General features: G+C 69.0%; 21 protein-coding genes. 9 read left to right on the top strand and 12 right to left on the bottom strand.

The window, feature by feature from the left end; all coding sequences use genetic code 11:
• Position 1: 1 nt before the first annotated feature.
• Entirely contained in the window at positions 2-1429 is a 1428-nt protein-coding gene (locus VNJ48_RS05235) for a M1 family metallopeptidase (protein ID WP_325599799.1), read from the bottom strand.
• A 169-nt stretch (positions 1430-1598) separates the two neighbouring features.
• Between VNJ48_RS05235 and VNJ48_RS05230 the strand changes: the two genes are divergently transcribed.
• Complete coding sequence (locus VNJ48_RS05230; RefSeq protein WP_325599797.1) at positions 1599-2480, top strand: serine protein kinase RIO; 882 nt, start codon at positions 1599-1601, stop codon at positions 2478-2480.
• A gap of 27 nt (positions 2481-2507) precedes the next feature.
• The gene (locus tag VNJ48_RS05225; protein ID WP_325599795.1) at positions 2508-3593 is read left to right on the top strand and encodes a Rossmann fold nucleotide-binding protein; all 1086 of its coding nucleotides are present in this window, start codon (positions 2508-2510) and stop codon (positions 3591-3593) included.
• A 26-nt stretch (positions 3594-3619) separates the two neighbouring features.
• On the opposite strand, the gene VNJ48_RS05220 is transcribed toward VNJ48_RS05225, so the two are convergent.
• Together VNJ48_RS05220 and VNJ48_RS05215 are read right to left on the bottom strand one after the other, a co-directional pair.
• Positions 3620-4165: a maltokinase N-terminal cap-like domain-containing protein gene (locus tag VNJ48_RS05220; protein WP_325599793.1), complete on the bottom strand. Its 546-nt coding sequence runs from the start codon at positions 4163-4165 to the stop codon at positions 3620-3622.
• 47 nt (positions 4166-4212) lie between these two features.
• Positions 4213-5640, bottom strand: a complete 1428-nt coding sequence (locus tag VNJ48_RS05215; protein ID WP_325599791.1) for an HNH endonuclease signature motif containing protein — start codon at positions 5638-5640, stop codon at positions 4213-4215.
• Positions 5641-5707: 67 nt separating this feature from the next.
• Here VNJ48_RS05215 and VNJ48_RS05210 point away from each other — a divergent pair, with 67 nt between their 5' ends.
• The 3 genes from VNJ48_RS05210 to VNJ48_RS05200 all read left to right on the top strand — a co-directional run bounded on the left by VNJ48_RS05210 (position 5708) and on the right by VNJ48_RS05200 (position 8131).
• Complete coding sequence (locus VNJ48_RS05210) at positions 5708-6058, top strand: hypothetical protein (protein WP_325599789.1); 351 nt, start codon at positions 5708-5710, stop codon at positions 6056-6058.
• A gap of 259 nt (positions 6059-6317) precedes the next feature.
• Positions 6318-6494 carry a hypothetical protein gene (locus VNJ48_RS05205; RefSeq protein WP_325599787.1) on the top strand — a complete coding sequence of 59 codons (177 nt, stop codon included), beginning with the start codon at positions 6318-6320 and terminating at the stop codon, positions 6492-6494.
• Positions 6495-7066: 572 nt separating this feature from the next.
• Positions 7067-8131 carry an alanine racemase gene (locus VNJ48_RS05200; RefSeq protein ID WP_325599785.1) on the top strand — a complete coding sequence of 355 codons (1065 nt, stop codon included), beginning with the start codon at positions 7067-7069 and terminating at the stop codon, positions 8129-8131.
• 2 nt (positions 8132-8133) lie between these two features.
• On the opposite strand, the gene VNJ48_RS05195 is transcribed toward VNJ48_RS05200, so the two are convergent.
• Positions 8134-8319, bottom strand: coding sequence for a hypothetical protein (locus VNJ48_RS05195; protein WP_325599783.1), 186 nt, complete (start codon positions 8317-8319; stop codon positions 8134-8136).
• A gap of 31 nt (positions 8320-8350) precedes the next feature.
• A complete protein-coding gene (locus tag VNJ48_RS05190) occupies positions 8351-8605 on the bottom strand; it encodes a PspC domain-containing protein (protein ID WP_325599781.1) in 255 nt (84 codons plus the stop codon).
• Positions 8606-8735: 130 nt separating this feature from the next.
• Between VNJ48_RS05190 and VNJ48_RS05185 the strand changes: the two genes are divergently transcribed.
• Genes VNJ48_RS05185 through VNJ48_RS05175 form a run of 3 tightly spaced genes read left to right on the top strand, consistent with a single transcriptional unit; the run spans position 8736 to position 10624 of the window.
• A complete protein-coding gene (locus tag VNJ48_RS05185; RefSeq protein WP_325599779.1) occupies positions 8736-9308 on the top strand; it encodes a hypothetical protein in 573 nt (190 codons plus the stop codon).
• Positions 9305-9844: an AAA family ATPase gene (locus VNJ48_RS05180; RefSeq protein WP_325599777.1), complete on the top strand. Its 540-nt coding sequence runs from the start codon at positions 9305-9307 to the stop codon at positions 9842-9844. Before VNJ48_RS05185 ends, VNJ48_RS05180 begins: the two co-directional genes overlap by 4 nt.
• 39 nt (positions 9845-9883) lie before the next feature.
• A complete protein-coding gene (locus VNJ48_RS05175; RefSeq protein ID WP_325599775.1) occupies positions 9884-10624 on the top strand; it encodes a class I SAM-dependent methyltransferase in 741 nt (246 codons plus the stop codon).
• An 18-nt stretch (positions 10625-10642) separates the two neighbouring features.
• Here VNJ48_RS05175 and rlmN read toward each other — a convergent pair whose 3' ends face one another.
• The 7 genes from rlmN to pyrH form a co-directional block, all read right to left on the bottom strand.
• Complete coding sequence (rlmN, locus tag VNJ48_RS05170) at positions 10643-11770, bottom strand: 23S rRNA (adenine(2503)-C(2))-methyltransferase RlmN (protein WP_325599773.1); 1128 nt, start codon at positions 11768-11770, stop codon at positions 10643-10645.
• A gap of 54 nt (positions 11771-11824) precedes the next feature.
• Complete coding sequence (locus tag VNJ48_RS05165) at positions 11825-12175, bottom strand: hypothetical protein (RefSeq protein ID WP_325599771.1); 351 nt, start codon at positions 12173-12175, stop codon at positions 11825-11827.
• Positions 12176-12179: 4 nt separating this feature from the next.
• Complete coding sequence (locus tag VNJ48_RS05160; protein ID WP_325599769.1) at positions 12180-12704, bottom strand: histidine phosphatase family protein; 525 nt, start codon at positions 12702-12704, stop codon at positions 12180-12182.
• Positions 12701-13477, bottom strand: coding sequence for an SDR family oxidoreductase (locus VNJ48_RS05155; protein WP_325599767.1), 777 nt, complete (start codon positions 13475-13477; stop codon positions 12701-12703). Before VNJ48_RS05155 ends, VNJ48_RS05160 begins: the two co-directional genes overlap by 4 nt.
• Position 13478: 1 nt before the next feature.
• Positions 13479-14375, bottom strand: coding sequence for a phosphatidate cytidylyltransferase (locus VNJ48_RS05150; RefSeq protein ID WP_325599765.1), 897 nt, complete (start codon positions 14373-14375; stop codon positions 13479-13481).
• Between the two features lie 21 nt (positions 14376-14396).
• Positions 14397-14951, bottom strand: coding sequence for a ribosome recycling factor (gene frr / locus VNJ48_RS05145; RefSeq protein WP_325600199.1), 555 nt, complete (start codon positions 14949-14951; stop codon positions 14397-14399).
• Positions 14952-15021: 70 nt separating this feature from the next.
• Positions 15022-15738: a UMP kinase gene (gene pyrH, locus VNJ48_RS05140; protein WP_325599763.1), complete on the bottom strand. Its 717-nt coding sequence runs from the start codon at positions 15736-15738 to the stop codon at positions 15022-15024.
• A gap of 105 nt (positions 15739-15843) precedes the next feature.
• Between pyrH and VNJ48_RS05135 the strand changes: the two genes are divergently transcribed.
• On the top strand, positions 15844-16392 hold the full coding sequence (locus tag VNJ48_RS05135) for a hypothetical protein (protein ID WP_325599761.1): 549 nt from the start codon (positions 15844-15846) through the stop codon (positions 16390-16392).
• Positions 16393-16459: the final 67 nt, after the last annotated feature.

Genomic DNA, 16459 nt, shown 5'->3' with positions numbered 1-16459 from the left:
GTCAGCCGAGGCCGTTGGCGGCCGTCTCGGCCGGCTTGGACTGCGTGCGCAGCCACGCCGCGAAGAAGTCGGTCAGGTCCTGGCCGCTGATCTGCGCGGCCAGTGCCTCGAACTCCTCCGAGGTGCCATTGCCACCAGCCTTGGTCTCGAGCCACGTGCGGATGAGCAGCCAGAACTTCTCCTCGCCGATGCGAGCGCGGAGCGCCTGCATCGTCATGCCACCGCGGACGTAGACCGCCTCGTCGAAGATGTTGGCGGGGCCGGGGTCGGCGATGGAGAGCTTCCAGAACCGGTCGGACGCGCTGATCGCTTCGTAGTTCTGGCGCAGCGTCTCGGCGGCCGGCTGCCCGCCGTGCTGTTCGGCGTAGCGCCACTCCATGAAGGTCGCGGCACCCTCGTTGAGCCAGATGTCTCGCCAGCGAGCGACTGCGACGTCGTCGCCGAACCACTGGTGGGCGATCTCGTGCACGACGAGGGAGGTCGCGCGGCTCCCGACGGAGGGGTAGGTGGGCCGGGTCTGGTTCTCCAGCGCGAAGTAGACCGGGAGGCCGGTCGTGAGGCCACCGGTGACCGAGAACGGGTAGTCGCCGAGGTCCGCCGAGAGGGCCTCGACCACACCGGGGGTGCGGCTGAGCAGCTTGAGCGCTGCCCTCTGCTCACCCGCCGGGAGCTGCTGCGAGACGGCGTTGACCCACGGCAGGCCGTTGCTCGCGCCCCGCTTGATCGTGAAGTCGCCGGCGGCGAAGAACGCCAGGTAGGGCGCCATGGGCTCGTCCGCGCGCCAGCGCCAGGTCGTCCCGCTCCTGGTGCGCTTCTTGCTCACCAGCTTGCCGTTGGCGACGACCTCGCGCCCCCTGGCCACGGTGGTGCTGACGTCGAAGGTCGCCTTGTCGATCGGGTGGTCGTTGACCGGGAACCACCACGGGGCCATGTGGGGCTCATTCATCGTGACCACTTCGCGGGTGTTGGCCAGCCAGTTCTTCTCGCCCGCATAACGCTTGCTCTTCGGGTTGCCGGCGTAGAAGACCTTGACGGTGTGGGGCGACCGGGCGGCGAGTGTCGTCGCCGGTGAGATCACGAGCTCGTGCTTGTCCCTCTGGTGGAAGCGCGCCTTCACCCCGTCGACCTTGACCTTCGTCACCGGCAGGAGGAAGTCGAGGTTGAAGCGGTTCAGCTCCACCGTGGCCGTCAGGTCGATCCTGGTCGAGCCCCGCAGCTGGAAGGTCTTGAGGTTGTAGCGGTTGTTGATCTTGTACGCCGCCACGTCGATGCCGCCGTTGCCGTCGAGCGGCCAGTAGGGATCGCCCACGCCGCTAGACCCGGGGATGGGGGCCGTGCGGTCCTCGACGGCGATGGCGTGTCCGCCGCCGATCACCAGTGGCAGGAGGAGGGCTGCGGCCGCTGTGCGGGCGAGTCGTTGTGAGATCACCCGCCCGAATCTACCCGCGACGACAATTGGATTGCGTCCGGTCCCGGATGGACCCACGATGGACCCCAGCCGCACGCCTGGTGCCGGCGCCCAGACGAGAGGAGTCGTGACATGACGATCGATGTCTTCGGCCTGTCCGCAGTCCGTCCCTCTCACCTCTGGAGCACTCTTGTCGCACCGCACGCCTTCTCGCAGCACCCCGGGCACGCCTGACGAGCTCGACCCCACCTTCGTCATCGGCTTCCAGGCCTACGACGAGGACCTCGCGCCCCACCAGCGCTGGTCCACCTGGCTCGACGTCGAGCCACTCATGCGCGGCCCCGAGCCACGCCCCGACTGGGTAGTGACGTCCCAGGGCGCCATCGACACCGATCTCGGCATCCTCAAGACCGGCAAGGAAGCAGACGTCTTCCTGGTCGAGCGCACTGATCCGCTCGAGCCCGACCGCGGCGTCGTCATGGCCGCCAAGCGCTACCGAGACACCGACCACCGCACCTTCCACCGCGCCGCCAGCTACACCGAGGGTCGCTCGATGAAGCGATCGCGCGACGTGCGCGCTCTCAAGCGGAAGTCGACCTGGGGCCGATTGGTGGCCTCCGGCGAGTGGGCGGCCTCCGAGTGGGGCGCTCTCAAGCGGTTGTACGAGCTCGGTCTGCCGGTGCCCTACCCGGTGCAGATCGAGGGCACCGAGATCCTGATGGAGTGGATCACCCATTCCATCGACGGAGAGGTGGAGACAGCCCCACGTCTCGCTCAGACCCGACCGACGCCGGACCTCCTTGAGCACTACTTCGAGCAGCTCCGAGATGCGTTGACGACGATGGTGCAGGCGGGCGTGGTGCACGGTGACCTGTCGCCGTACAACACGCTTGCTGCGGGCGACCGCCTGGTCATCATCGACCTCCCGCAGATCGTCGACCTCGTCGGCAACCCCCAGGGCATGGACTTCCTGCTGCGTGACTGCACCAACATGTGCACGTGGTTCCGGGCCCGCGGGCACGACGTCGATGAGCAGGTGTTCTTCTCCGAGCTGATGGCGCACGCCTTCTGAGTCCTGCACGCGTTCTAGAGTCGGCGCGTGCAGCACACCCATGGACGCGTCGTCGACGTCACCTCGCTGGCCGACCTGGACCAGCGCCTCGCAGCGGGGGCGCGGTCCCTGTCGGGCTGGCGGGTGACGGGCCTCGACCTCAGCCAGCGCGGCGACGCGTTGGGCGCCGTCAGCGTGGCGCAGTCGCTCTTCCAGGGCTGCACGTTCGCTCCTGGTGACGAGGAGGCCGTACGCCGACGGGGGGCCATCGTCCTGCCGCGACTCACCGACACGCCGGTCGACACCTACCGCACCACGCTCTACTCCCCCGGCGAGCTCTTCGACACCCCCCGCTATCCGGACACCGTCGACGCCCGCGCATACGCGTGGTCGCAACGGGCACCCGACCCGGACGATGCCCTCGCGCAGGCGCTGCACGACCACTCGGTCGACCGGGCCCTCCTGGCGTGGACCGGGGACCGATCGATCGTGGGCGTGATGGGTGGGCACGCGCACCAGCGCGGCTCAGCCGGCTATGCCGAGGCGGCGCGCCTCGGCCGGCTGCTGGCCGAGTCTGGCCTCACGGTGGCCACCGGCGGTGGGCCCGGGGCGATGGAGGCGGCCAACCTGGGGGCGTTCCTGTCGGCGGAACCGGAGGCCGTCCTTGAGTCGGCGCTCGCTTCACTGGCATCGGTCCCCTCCTTCAGTCCCGACATCGGCGCCTGGGCGGCAGGCGCGTTCGCGGTGATCGAGGAGCACTCCCCCGGCGTCGACTCGCTCGGCATCCCGACGTGGCACTACGGGCACGAACCGCCCAACCCCTTCGCGACCGCCATTGCGAAGTACGTCCGCAACGCCACCCGGGAGGCGGTCCTGCTGGAGGTCTGCAACGCGGGGATCGTGTTCCTGCCCGGCGCCGGCGGAACGGTGCAGGAGATCTTCCAGGACGCCTGCGAGAACTACTACGCCGACGAGTCGTCCGTCGCTCCGATGGTGCTCGTCGGCGTGGAGCACTGGACGGTGACAGTGCCTGCGTGGCCCCTGCTCTCCTCGCTCGCCGCGGGCCGCACCATGGAGTCGTACGTCCACCTCGTCGACTCGGTCGACGAGGCGGTCGCGGTGCTTGCTCCGTGACGCTTGCTCTGCCCTGAGATCAGGCCTTATTCGACCCAGGCGACAGTGCCCTCGCCGCCGGCCCATCGGGCGAACAAGCTGGGTCCGGTCGTCGCCCTCGGTGTGATCTCTTCTGCCATCCGTACGTCGAGCGCGTCCGGGGATGCCGCCGGGTGACGGACCGAGAGTTCGACCGTGGGTGCCCGGGTCTCGACGAGCGAGTCGCCATCCCAGACCTCGAGTGGCGCCTGCTGCTGCTGGGCGGCGAGCGCGCGCCGGTATGCCGCCACCGCGACCGGGTCGCTGCGACCGTCGTACACCCAACGGCGGCCCAGGACTGAGTGCTCCATCGTGGTGATCAGGTGGGCGTCCGCAGCCTCGTGTGGCGTTGCCCGGTAGGTCAGCACGACGTGGCGCACCGGGCGGCCGCGAGTGACGAGCAACGCTTCGACGCCGACTTCGCCGTCGGGGTCGTCGAAGCGGTAGCTGCCGACCTGCTGCAGCGCCGAGTCGCCCGGCAAGGCGCCAGCGAGCCACTCGTCGAGGAGCTCCAGCTTGGTGGGAGAGATCGTTGCCCGATGGATGATCGCCATGGGTCGGAGAATAGGCGCCGCGTGCGACGCGGTACGCGGGTGTTCGCTCAGGGCGCGGCTGCGGGCGGGTCGGGATCGGTGTCTGTGCGGGTGGTGCCGGTGTGGTCGCGGCGGTAGGTGTGGCCGTGTGGGCTGGTCCAGTCGAAGACCCCGCTGGTGGGTTGGGTGACGTGCCAGCGACCGTGGGTCTTGAGGCGGTGGTGTCGCCGGCACAGGGCGCCGAGGTTGACGGTCGTGGTGGGGCCGGGTTGTGATCGTCCTCCAGCGGCGGCCGTCGGGTCGAACGGCTCCGTGTGGTCGAGGTCGCAACGGCGGGCCGGTTGGCTGCACCAGGGGAACACGCAGGTGCGATCACGGAGAGCGATCTGCTCGCGTTGGCGGTCGGTGGGCTCGTAGCCCGTTGTGTGCAGCTCGGTGTTGAGGTCGATGACGGGCTTGATGGTGATGCGGGTGTGGGAGTCGCCGCACCACTGCTTGACCGTCTCGAGGAGCAGCAGTCGCTGGCCCTCTTCCAACCGACCGAAAGCGTCGATCGTGAGATCGCTCGCGAGCCCAGCGTCGAAGTGCAGGTGCAGCTCCAGGGCCCGGGTGGTGGGCAGGCCGGCACCGACAGGGTGACCTGCCGAACCCGAACCCGAACCCGACGCCGAGGTCGCGGGTGTGCCGGCAAGGTCGAGGGCGAGCTGGTGTCGGGCGAGGTGTCCCAGCGCCATCGCGCGGCGAGCGTCGAGGGGCGCGTTGGAGCCGAGGGCCTTGAGCTCAGCTGCTCCGGTGCGCAGCGCGTGGTCGAGGTCACAGGCGTCGGCCAGGTCGAGCTCCGCGGTGATCTGTGTGGTGCCTGCGTAGGCAACTTGCCCGGCGTCGATGGTGACGTGGCGGGTGTCAGGACACACGGGGTGCGGGTCGTCGGGGTCGAGCCGTTCGGCGGGGTGTTGGCGGGCGATGGCCTCGGAGACGAGGCGGTCGAGCTGCGCGGGGCCGACCTTGGCGGCGTACGGCGTGATCTGCCTGTCGATCCAACCCACGGACTCAGGCGTCAGGCCTGGGGTGGCGTGGATGGCGGCCTCGGCGACGAGGCGGGCTCGCCACGCCGGGACTCGGCCGGAGTGCACGGCCGCCCAGAGCCGTGGAAGGCGGTGACGCAGCTCCAACGCGTGGCCGATGAGGCGGGTCGCTGCGGTGGTGGAGATGCCCAGCACCGTGCCGAGCTCGGCGATGCAGAACTGCGCCACGGCCGGACATCCCGGCCCGGCAATGGGCTCCTCGTGCTCGCTCCCGGCCACCATGTAGGACGCAGCGGCATGGATCGACTCCGGCGGGTGGAGGTCGGCCCACATCGCGGCCGCTTCGAGCTTCCGGGCCGCAGCAGCGTCCTCCGCTCGCTGCTGCGAACGGGCCAGCTCCAGCACCTCACGAGCCGACAATCCGTCGGTCGCGTCGGCCGCGGAAGTGGCGCGTTCACGGGTGCTGGTCATGTCTTCGACCCTAGACGCGACCACCGACAACGCGGCCCTCGTTCCTGCGAGGAACTAACGTCATCCCATGCCCATCGTCGATGTCACCTACGACCCTGAGATCGCGGCGGCAAGGTTGCAGGCCATCGCCGAAGTGCTCCCGCACGCAGTCTCGCTCGCGGTGGAATGTCCTGAAGAGCCGTACGACGGGCTGCTCCAGCCGGGTGACGTGGACCTTCGGTTCCGCCCACGAGGTGTCTACGATTCCGGCGGTCTCGACATCGTGGTCGAGGTCCGATCGAAGTGGTTCGCCAGTCGGGCGGAGTCGCGCCAGGAGCGGTGTGACCAGCTCTGTGACGCGGTCGCCCAAGTCGCTGGGACGAATGCGGTGGGGGTGTACCTCTCCTTGCCAGCCGCCGCCTGGGCGCAAGGCGAGTAGCAGGCACTGAGCTCGAAGTGCGTCCGAAGCCCTGTCGCTAAGATCTGATCGTCAGGAGGGTCCGCCGGGGAGGTCGCGTGCTCGACGAGCGATTCGTCTATCTGACTGCTGCTGAACCTTGGCGTCGCCGCTCACTACATCACCAAGATCTTCTCGGGGCGTCGCGATCATCCTCAGCATCGCCGCAGACACGCTGGCGGCCATCCCAACGGTCCGGACAACGATCACCCACCCCCACACGGAGTCCCCGCTGTTCTTCGTGCTGGTATCCCTTGGCGGCGCACTCACCCTGTTGACCATTCAGCGCTGGACCTTCACCGACTGGGCGTTCCCGCTCTACATCTTCCTCTTTCCTGGATTCCTGGCGCTGCTGATCTGGTGGCGGCAGTCGCTCGTGCGCGATGGTGCTCTCACCCAGCGTGGGACGGAGAGATAGTTGGCGCGCGTCTGATCGCTCGCATCACTACGCACACCCGGGCGCCTCAGGTCGCGTGCGCTCCGCGTCTGAGCCAATTGATCCCACAAGAGACTGCTGCGAGGGCGATCACAAGGACGATGACATCACTCTCGAGCCAGTGCGACCCGGGCAACGCAAACGCTGCCGCTTGCCCGAGGAAGACGGTCAAGGGAACGGACAGGGAGGCCAGGACAGCGAACGCAGCTCTGGCGGCCCTCGACCTGGCTGCCACACCTACCCAAGATGCGATTCCGGCGGCAGCCACCAGCAGTACGAACCCGCAAGAGAACGTGAGAGCCTCGATGAGGGGGTCCGGTTCGACGCCACCTCGTGCTATCAGCACGACTCCTTGGGCGAGCCATAGGGCGCCGCCCACGACCGCGGCCCAAGCGGCGAGGCTCCGCAGGCTGATCACAGACACCACTGTCTCGCATGTGGGCTGCAACATAGAAGTGACGCGTGCGGACGTGAGCACACGGCGGCGTACCCTCACCGAAACGCGTGCTTCGGCACGGCAGACCGGGGCAGGAGGACGGGCGACGGTGGTGGAGGTGGAAACGCCGGAGGTCCTGATCGACCGACGCCTGCTCGATGCCAACATCGCTCGGATGGCCGCCGCGACCGCAGGCGCCGGCATCGGACTGCGACCGCACGCCAAGACCCACAAGGTGCTGGAGATCGCCCGGTCACAGCTCGCTGCGGGTGCCATGGGACTGACGGTGGCCACAGTCGGTGAAGCCGAGGTCTTCGTCGCCGACGGTGCGTCGGACGTCCTCATCGCCTACCCCCTCTGGGCCACCCCGGAGATCGGGCGCAGGCTGCAGGCGCTGGCCGAGCGGGCCACGATCACCGTAGGAGTGGACTCGCCGGAAGGCGCCGCCAACCTCGCCCAGCACCTGGGCGCCTCGGCGTCGCGCATCGAGGCCTGGGTGGAAGTCGACTCGGGCCACCACCGCAGTGGGGTCCGTCCCGGCTCCGTCGATGAAGATCGGATGGCAGACGGCACCGACCTTCGCCTGACCGGGGTCTTCACGTTCCCGGGGCACGGGTACCTCCCCGGCCAAGCGCGGGCTGCCGCGATGCACGAAGGAGAGGCGCTGTCGGCCGTGGCGGCGCGGCTCAGGGCGGCCGGCCACGACATCCGCCACGCGAGCGGAGGCTCGAGTCCCAGCGTTGCGTTCAGCTCACCCGTCCACGTCACCGAGGTGCGCCCAGGCGTGTACGCCCTGGGAGACGCCCAGCAGCTGGAGCTGGGACGCTGCGGCTGGGACGACATCGCTCTGTCCGTCGCAGCGACCGTCGTGAGTCGCAGGGCGTCGTCGCGGGAGCTCATCGCGAACGCCGGCAGCAAGGTGCTGGGAAGCGACCGCCCCTCATGGGCGTCGGGCTACGGCCGGGTCCTCGGTGCCCCGGACGGATGCGTCACGGCTCTCTCCGAACATCACGCCACCGTCCGTTGGCCGGACTCAGGCGACATGCCCGCCCTCGGCGAGCAGATCCGATTGATCCCGAACCATGTGTGCCTGACCATGAACCTCGTCGACGAGGTCGCAGTCGTCGAGGACGATGCGGTCGTGGACCGCTGGGTGGTGGCCGCCCGCGGCAGGAACCGCTGAGGTCAGCGCACCCGGCGCAGCCGAGCGAGCGAGACTGAGTGGATGAGCGCATCTCGCCGGGCGGCACGCACCTCGTCGCGCTTCGCCCGGCAGTCCGAGCACCGCGCGAGAGGCTCGCAGCACTGCGCGTCGCGGACGTGGGCCTCGAGCTGGTCGGCGTACGCGCTTCGGCTCAGGGTGGTCTGCATCATCTCTCCAGTGGCGAGGGCGACGAGGAGGTCAGGCGATCGGGGACGGAGCCGATGAGGCAGGAGCGGCGATGAAGTCCTCGGTCGGCATCAGGATCCACAGCACCGGGTAGATCAGGAGCTGGCTGCCGGGCACGACCATGAGCAGCAGGACGAAGAGCAGGCGCGAGATCCATGGTGTCAGGCCGAACCGACGACCGATGCCGGCGCAGACACCACCCAGGATCCTGTCCTCTCCCGAGCGGATGAAGCCCTGCTGGGCCAAGGTGGAGCGGATGTCGTTCATGGTGTCCTCCGGACTGATCGGGCTGGTAGGACCAGCCTGCGCCCGGCGTCGCGTCTTGACCATCGGGATCGGCCCTGGTCCGACCCCCACCTCCCCCTCGGGGATGGCCCCCGCGCCCTAGGCTTCGGGCATGCGCGAACTGGTGGTGCTACGTCACTCGCTGACTCGCAAGGACGACGACCGGCGTGCTTCCGGTTCGCACCTCTCCCCTGCTGGCGTGAGCCTCGCCCGGGTCCTCGGCAACACCCTCCCTGCCATGGCGTACGTCGCCGTCGGCGACCAGCCCCGTCATCTCGAGACCGCACTGGCGCTGGGCGTCGCCGTGGACGAGCAGGTGTCGTGGCCCTCCGGCTATGTCGCTGGTGAGGTGGCTCATCACGACCAGTGGTCCTGGGACCAGCCGTTCGTCCGCTACGCCGAGCTGCTCGCTGCCGGCCGAGGGCTGGCGGAGGTGGCGCACGTGCACCTTGACCACTGGCGCCGCGTCCTGGCCAACGTCCCAGACGGCGGCAGCGGTCTCGTCGTGTCCTCGGGCGGGTCGATCGAGCCGGTGCTCGTGGCTGCCCTCCCGTCCGCTCCCCATGCAGGCTGGGGAGGGCCCGTGCACCAGCTGGAGGGGGCCGTCCTCTCCTGGGACGGCACCGGGTTCACCGACCTGCGGTTCCTGCGACGTCCCGCGGCCGACGGCGGGACGCGGCCGTGACGGCGCGCCTGCTGGTGGTGGTCTCGGGCCTCGCTGCCAGCGGAAAGACCACCACGGGCACGCTGCTGAGCGAGCGCCTGACCATGCCGCTGATCGACAAGGACGCGATCCTGGAGTCCCTGTTCGACAGCCTGGGCTCTCCGGACCGCGAGACGCGCACCCGACTCAGCCGGGCGAGCGACGAGGTCCTCTTCAGACTCGCCGAGGCTTCGCACGCGTCGATCCTGGTCAACTGGTGGAACCACGACTCGGCACCCCAACGACTGCGGGACATCGCGACATCCATCGTCGAGGTCCACTGCGACTGTCCCGTCGAGGTGGCAGCTGAGAGGTTCCAGGCCCGCAGACGCCACCCGGGACATCACGACGGCGACCTGTCCGTCAAGGAGATCGAGGACGGGATCACCCGTCTGCGGGACAACTATCGAGGTCCGTTGGGAGTCGGGGAGCTCGTCCGCATCGACACGAGCCGACCCGTCGACCCCGACCACACGACGGAGCAGGTCAGGTCGGCGATGGTGGTGGCTGCTCGATAACCGGTGTCCGTCGCGAGTCGCATGCGCAAGGCTGCGCGCATGACGAGCAGCGACCTGTGGGATGCCGAGACCGCCGAGCACTACGACGAGTCGTCGGCCTACATGTTCGAACCCGACGTCCTGGACCCCGCGGTCGCCTTCCTGGCGGAGCTCGCAGGCGACGGACCTGCGCTGGAGCTCGCGATCGGGACAGGGCGGGTCGCCATCCCCCTGGCCGACCACGGGATCGCGGTGAGCGGCATCGAGCTCTCCCAGCCGATGGTCGACAAGCTCCGGGAGAAGCGGACCGACATCGCGACGGTGGTCGGCGACATGGCGACGACCACGGTCCCGGGAGAGTTCGCGCTCGTCTACGTCGTGTGGAACAGCATCGGGAACCTCCGCACCCAGGAGGAACAGGTCGCGTGCTTCCGCAACGCTGCACGCCATCTCGTCCCCGGCGGCCGATTCGTCATCGAGCTGTGGATCCCCGGCATCAGGCGCTTCCCGCCGGGTCAGGCAGCGGTGCCCTTCCATGTCGGGGACAGCCACGTCGGGCTCGACACCTACGACATGACCACGCAGCAGGGCACCTCGCACCACTACCGCCGGCACCCCGACGGCACCGTGACGTACGGCGCGAGCAACTTCCGCTACATCTGGCCGGCCGAGTGCGACCTGATGGCCCAGCTCGCCGGGCTGGAGCTCGAACGCAGGGTCGCCGACTGGGACGGCAGCCCCTTCACGAGCGACAGCGAGAGCCATGTCTCCGTATGGCGCAAGCCGGACCGAGCCCGCTGACCCCGATCCGACGCGGTCCTACTCGGACGCGGCGAGCTGCCCGCAGGCCCCGTCGATCTCCCGGCCACGGGTGTCGCGGACCGTGGTGGAGATGCCCTTGGCCTCGAGACGGCGCACGAACTCGCGCTCGTCCTTGGGGTCGCTGGCCGTCCACTTGGACCCCGGCGTGGGGTTGAGCGGGATCAGGTTGACGTGCACCCAGCCCCAGTCGCCGTACCCATTGAGGACGTCGCCGAGCAGGTCGGCGCGCCAGGCCTGGTCGTTGATCCCGCGCATCATGGCGTATTCGATCGACACCCGGCGCTTGGTCTTGGCGGCGTAGTCCCACGCCGACTCCACGGTCTCGGCGACCGAGAAGCGGGTGTTGATCGGCACGAGCTCGTTGCGGAGCTCGTCGTCGGGCGCATGCAGGCTCAGCGCGAGGGTCACCGGGATGCCCTCGTCGGTGAGCTGCCTGATGCGCGGCACCAGCCCGACGGTCGACACGGTGATGCCGCGTGCGCTCATGCCCAGCCCGGCGGGGCTGGGGTCCACGAGGCGGCGTACGGCCCCGATCACGGCCTTGTAGTTGGCCAACGGCTCGCCCATGCCCATGAAGACGACGTTGGACACACGTCCGGGCCCGCCGGCGACCTCGCCACGCGCCATCGAGCGGGCGCCGGCGACGACCTGCTCGACGATCTCAGCCGTGGACATGTTGCGCTGGAGACCGCCCTGGCCGGTGGCACAGAACGGGCAGGCCATGCCGCAACCGGCCTGGCTGGAGACACACACGGTCGCCCGGTCGGGGTAGCGCATCAGCACGGACTCGACGAGCGCTCCGTCGAAGAGCTTCCACAGCGTCTTGCGGGTCGTGCCCTTGTCGGCCTCGAGCGTGCGCAGAGGTGTCATCAGGTGCGGGAGCAAGGCACTGACGAGCTCGTCGCGCTGGCCAGCCGGCAGGTCCGTCATCTCGGCTGGGTCGTCGGCGAGGCGACCGAAGTAGTGGTGGGAGAGCTGCTTGGCGCGGAAGCCGGGCAACCCCATCTCGGTCAGCAGGTCCTTGCGGCCGGCCTCATCGAGGTCGGCGAGGTGGCGCGGCGGCTTCTTGCGGCCGCGTGGCTCGTCGAAGACGAGCGGCAGGGTCTTGATGGGTTCGTGGGACATCGCTCCGCGATCCTCCCACCCGTCCGGCCAAAAGGGCGACTCAGCGGGTGCGGGCTAGAGCATGAAGAAGAGCACCAGCGACGTCACGCTGAGGACGACCACGGCCGTCAGCACCATGCCGATCACCATGAAGACCCCGAACCGGCGGGTCTTGCGCTTGGCCAGCATGACGATCGGTACTGCCAGCCCGAGAAGCGCGAAGGGGAACAGCTCGGTGGCCGTCTCGTCGGAGAACAGCAGGCGAAGGATCGCCGCGAACCCGCCCGGGAGGGCGGTCACGAGGACCATGCCAGCGAAGAATCCCGTGATCGCGGCAAATGTGGGGTGGCTGCGGTGCCACCAGTTGCCCTCGTCGGTCGACGTGACCTGCTGGTCGGTGTCGGGGGTCGTGTGGGGCGAGCTCATGGATTCATCGTAGGGCTGGGTCGACCGTGAGCACGTCGGGCATGGCGAGTGATCTCCACCTCACGAGATCCGGCGTGGCGCCCGTCAGCTCGGCCACGAGCAGGGTCCAGGCGGTGCCGTGCCCGACCATCACGACGTCGTCGTCACCGTGGACGTCGAGGATCCGGCGGACGGCCGGGACGAGGCGCTCTCGCAGCGCCGCGAGCGGTTCCCAGCCGGGGACGGCGGACGTGTCCGGCTGCGCGAAGGCGTCCAGCACGCGGTCCTGGAAGTCCTCCGTCCACGCCGTCACGCCACGCTCGTGCTCGCGCAGCTCCTCGATGACCCCGACCTCCCCGTCGGTCAGCAGCTGCGCGGTCTGCTGGGCCTTGGGCTCGGGCGAGCTGAACCAGGCGACGCGCTGCGGAAGGCGGTCGCTCTCGCGCAGTGCCCAGATGTCGTCGAAGCCGGCCGGGTCGAGCTCCCACTCGGCGGCAGGGCACTGCGGGTCGATGACGGGCAGGCCGTGACGGACGAGGTGCAGGGTCACAGGAACTCCCCTGCCCCACGCAGTCGCGTCCTCAGCACCTGCGACGCCTTGGTCGAGTCGAGGCGTACGTCGATCGGCCCCGCCACCCGCGCGGCGACGCGACTGGTGCTGCGCAGTGACGAGGGGTCCAGCCCGTCGCGTCGGGCGATCAGCCGGCCGAGCTCGAACCTGCTCATGGCGTCCGCGCCAGCGACGTGCAGCACGCCCTGGAGCTCCGAGCCCGCAAGCTCGACGAGGGCCTGCGCCAGGTCGGTGACGTGCACCGGGCACCGGCGTTCGTCCTCGAACAGTGCGCCGTCGCTGCCCTCGAGAAGGGCATGGACCAGCCTCTCGTGCTGCGAGGTGCCGTCGCCGAGGATCAGCGAGGTGCGGGCGACGACGACGTCGGGGCAGACGGCGAGCGCACAGGTCTCGGCGGCGGCCTTCGCTGCGCCGTACGACGTGACCGGGTCGGGTGGCGCCGACTCGGCATAGAGGCCGTCGGCGCCGGAGAAGACGACGTCGCTGGAGACGAGCACCAGCCGGGCACCGTGTCGGGCAGCCGCCGTCGCGACGTGGGCGGCCCCGGTGGCGGTGACCGACCAGTCGGACTGGAGGTAGGCGGTGTGGACGACGGCGTCGGGGCGGTGTTGCGCGACCAGGGCGTCCACGGCCGCCCTGTTCCGCAGGTCGGCGTCGACGGAGCCGACGCCGACCACGTCGTGGCCAGCCGCAGCCGTGACGACGTGCTGGCCCAAGTAGCCGGTGCGGCCGCCGGTGACGAGGAGGCGCACGTCAGCGAGCGAAGACGAGGTAGTGCAGGATCAGCCAGGTCGGCGCCACCGTCGCGAGCAGCGAGTCGAGCCGGTCCATCAGGCCGCCGTGGCCGGGGATGATCTGGCTCATGTCCTTGATGCCCAGGTCGCGCTTGATCACCGACTCACACAGGTCACCCAGCGTCGCCATCACCGCCGCCACCACGCCGAGCAGCGCACCCACCCACCAGTCGCCGTCCAGGAACAGGGTGACCAGACCGACGCCAGCTCCGACGCACGCGAGGACCGATCCCGCGAACCCCTCCCACGACTTCTTCGGGGAGATGACCCGGGCCATCGGGTGCTTGCCGAAGAGAACGCCGGCGATGTAGCCGCCGAGATCGGAGGCGACGACCATGGCGATGAAGGTGATGACCCCGCGGACACCGTTGTCGTCGATGGTGAAACCGAAGCCCGGGGCGTTGCCCCCCTCACCGAGCAGCAGGGCGACGAACGAGGCCAGGAACGGCACGTAGACGAGGGTGAAGACCGCGGCGGAGGCATTCTGGACGTAGCCGTCGATGCCACGGCGGAGCAGCCACAACATCACGATGAGCGCGCTCACGGCGGTGGCCGTGACCAAGGACGGGGCACCCCAGATGTAGGCGACGACGACCATGACGACGCCGCCGACCATCAGCGGCTGCTCCGGGATGTCGATGCCCTTGGCGGACAGGCCGCGCTGCAGCTCCCACACGGCCACGACGACCGCGACCGCGACGACCGCCACGAATGCGGTCTTCCAGAAGAACAGGGACAACAGGATCAGTCCCACCAGCGTCAGCCCGGAGACGATGGCGGCGCGGAGGTCCCGACCGGCGCGGCCGTGGACCTTCGCAGGCGCGTCCGGGGCGGCCGGGGAATGAGGGGTCGTCATGATGTGGTTGTCGGCCTGCACTCAGACCTCGAGGAGCTCGGCTTCCTTGTTCTTGAGCATGTCGTCGATGGCGTCCGTGTGCTTCTTGGTGATCGAGTCGAGCTTCTTCTCGGCGCCGGTGACGTCGTCCTGGCCGACCTCGCCGTCCTTCTCGAGCTTCTCCAGGCCCTGCTTGGCGGTACGCCGCACGTTGCGCACCGACACGCGACCGTCCTCAGCCTTCGCCCTGGCCATCTTGATGTAGTCCTTGCGGCGCTCCTCGGTCAGCTCCGGGAAGACGATGCGCAGGATCTTGCCGTCATTCGACGGGTTGACCCCCAGGTCGGAGTCGCGGATGGCCTTCTCGATGGCGCCCATCGCTCCGATGTCGAAGGGGGAGATCAGGATCGTGCGAGCGTCCTGGGAGGTGAAGGAGGCAAGCGCCTGCAGCGGGGTCGGCGATCCGTAGTAGTCGGCGACGATCTTGCTGAACATGCTGGGGTTGACGCGCCCGGCACGGATCGCACTGAACTCCTCGCGGGTCGCCTCGACCGACTTCTCCATCTTGCTATCGGCCGCGCTGAGAACTTCGTTGATCACGGGGACTCCTGTGTGGGTTCGTACGTGGTTGAACGCTGTCGTCGTGGGTGCTGTGGTCGTGCGGCGCTCAGCCGTCGCGACTCACCAGCGTGCCAATCTTCTCACCCTGCACGATGCGCAGGATCGCGCCCTCGTCCTCGGCACCGAAGACGATGATGGGCATGTCGTTCTCCTGGCACAGCGCGAACGCCGTCGCGTCGATGACGTTGAGCCCCTGGACCAGCGCATCGTTGAACGTCAGCGTGTCGTACTTCGTCGCCAGCGGGTCCTTGTGGGGGTCGGCGCTGTAGACACCGTCCACGCCCTGCTTGGCGTAGAGCACCACCTCGCAGTGCGTCTCCAGCGCCCTCTGGGCAGCGACGGTGTCGGTGGAGAAGAACGGCATGCCCGCGCCGGCGCCGAAGATGACCACCCGGCCCTTCTCCATGTGCCGGATCGCACGCCGCGGGATGTAGGGCTCGGCGACCTGGCCCATCGCGATGGCGGTCTGCACGCGGGTCTCGACCCCGCCCTTCTCCAGGAAGTCCTGGAGGGCAAGACAGTTCATCACCGTGCCGAGCATGCCCATGTAGTCGGCACGCGAGCGGTCCATGCCGCGCTGCTGCATCTCCGCTCCGCGGAAGAAGTTGCCACCGCCGACCACGATGCTCACGCCGACGCCCGAACGGACGACCGTGGTGATCTCGCGGGCGATCTTCTGCACGACGTCGAGGTCGACCCCGACCTTGCCGCCGCCGAACACCTCGCCCGACAGCTTGATCAGGACACGGTGGTAGGCGGTCACGAGAGGATCCCTTCACGGGCCTTTTCAGGCGTGGTCGATACGCGAGAAACCTACTCGACCCGGGCGACCCCGGGCCAACTGCAGCAGCCCCTAGTGTTGAGTGCCATGCAGATCTTCGACGAACACGTCAGCGTCCACTATGGCTTCATCCAGGTGTTCTCGGCCGCCGCACCCGGGGCCACGCTCCCGTCGGTGGACGAGGAGTTCGACGGCGACCACTCGACTGCCATCAAGGACCAGACCAACGGACTGGCTGGCGCCCGTCTGCCCCACATGGTCTCCCTCGTCACCGGCCTGCACACTGGTGAGGTGCCGCTGACGATCACCTGGGATCCCCAGGAGCCGGCGCTGGACGCACAGTGGACCGACGCCGTCGAGGTGTCCGTCGAACTCCCGAGCAAGGAGTTGTCCATCCAGACCTTCGAGGACTGGTACGCAGCGGCCACCCCGCAGGCAGGCTGGCACCGAGCGCGCTACAGCGCGGCTGAGATGGATGCCGGCAACGAGCTAGATACGCCCGATGAGGACGAGGCGGCTCCAGACCGCTACCTGCTTCAGTTGTGGCCCTGCGACCCGACCGCCGACGCGGTGGTACGTGAGGGCAGCAAGATCGCGGCCTACTGGCACGGCGTCGCGCGCGGTGAGGGCAACTGAGCCGCGAGGTACGGCGAAGGGCCGGTACGACTCTCGTCGTACCGGCCCCTCAGCGTGTTGTCCGGTG

It is taken from the genome of Nocardioides sp. (genome assembly GCF_035576065.1).
Taxonomy (GTDB): domain Bacteria; phylum Actinomycetota; class Actinomycetes; order Propionibacteriales; family Nocardioidaceae; genus Nocardioides.
This window is presented reverse-complemented; position numbering and strand designations above follow the sequence as displayed.

Bases quoted from the DNA above. Each gene is read 5' to 3' on its own strand.
- VNJ48_RS05220 (WP_325599793.1), bottom strand. From the start codon at position 4,165: ATGGCGATCATCCATCGGGCAACGATCTCTCCCACCAAGCTGGAGCTC.
- VNJ48_RS05215 (WP_325599791.1), bottom strand. From the start codon at position 5,640: ATGACCAGCACCCGTGAACGCGCCACTTCCGCGGCCGACGCGACCGAC.
- VNJ48_RS05210 (WP_325599789.1), top strand. From the start codon at position 5,708: ATGCCCATCGTCGATGTCACCTACGACCCTGAGATCGCGGCGGCAAGG.
- VNJ48_RS05195 (WP_325599783.1), bottom strand. From the start codon at position 8,319: ATGCAGACCACCCTGAGCCGAAGCGCGTACGCCGACCAGCTCGAGGCC.
- VNJ48_RS05190 (WP_325599781.1), bottom strand. From the start codon at position 8,605: ATGAACGACATCCGCTCCACCTTGGCCCAGCAGGGCTTCATCCGCTCG.
- VNJ48_RS05185 (WP_325599779.1), top strand. From the start codon at position 8,736: ATGCGCGAACTGGTGGTGCTACGTCACTCGCTGACTCGCAAGGACGAC.
- VNJ48_RS05175 (WP_325599775.1), top strand. From the start codon at position 9,884: ATGACGAGCAGCGACCTGTGGGATGCCGAGACCGCCGAGCACTACGAC.
- rlmN (WP_325599773.1), bottom strand. From the start codon at position 11,770: ATGTCCCACGAACCCATCAAGACCCTGCCGCTCGTCTTCGACGAGCCA.
- VNJ48_RS05165 (WP_325599771.1), bottom strand. From the start codon at position 12,175: ATGAGCTCGCCCCACACGACCCCCGACACCGACCAGCAGGTCACGTCG.
- VNJ48_RS05150 (WP_325599765.1), bottom strand. From the start codon at position 14,375: ATGACGACCCCTCATTCCCCGGCCGCCCCGGACGCGCCTGCGAAGGTC.
- VNJ48_RS05135 (WP_325599761.1), top strand. From the start codon at position 15,844: ATGCAGATCTTCGACGAACACGTCAGCGTCCACTATGGCTTCATCCAG.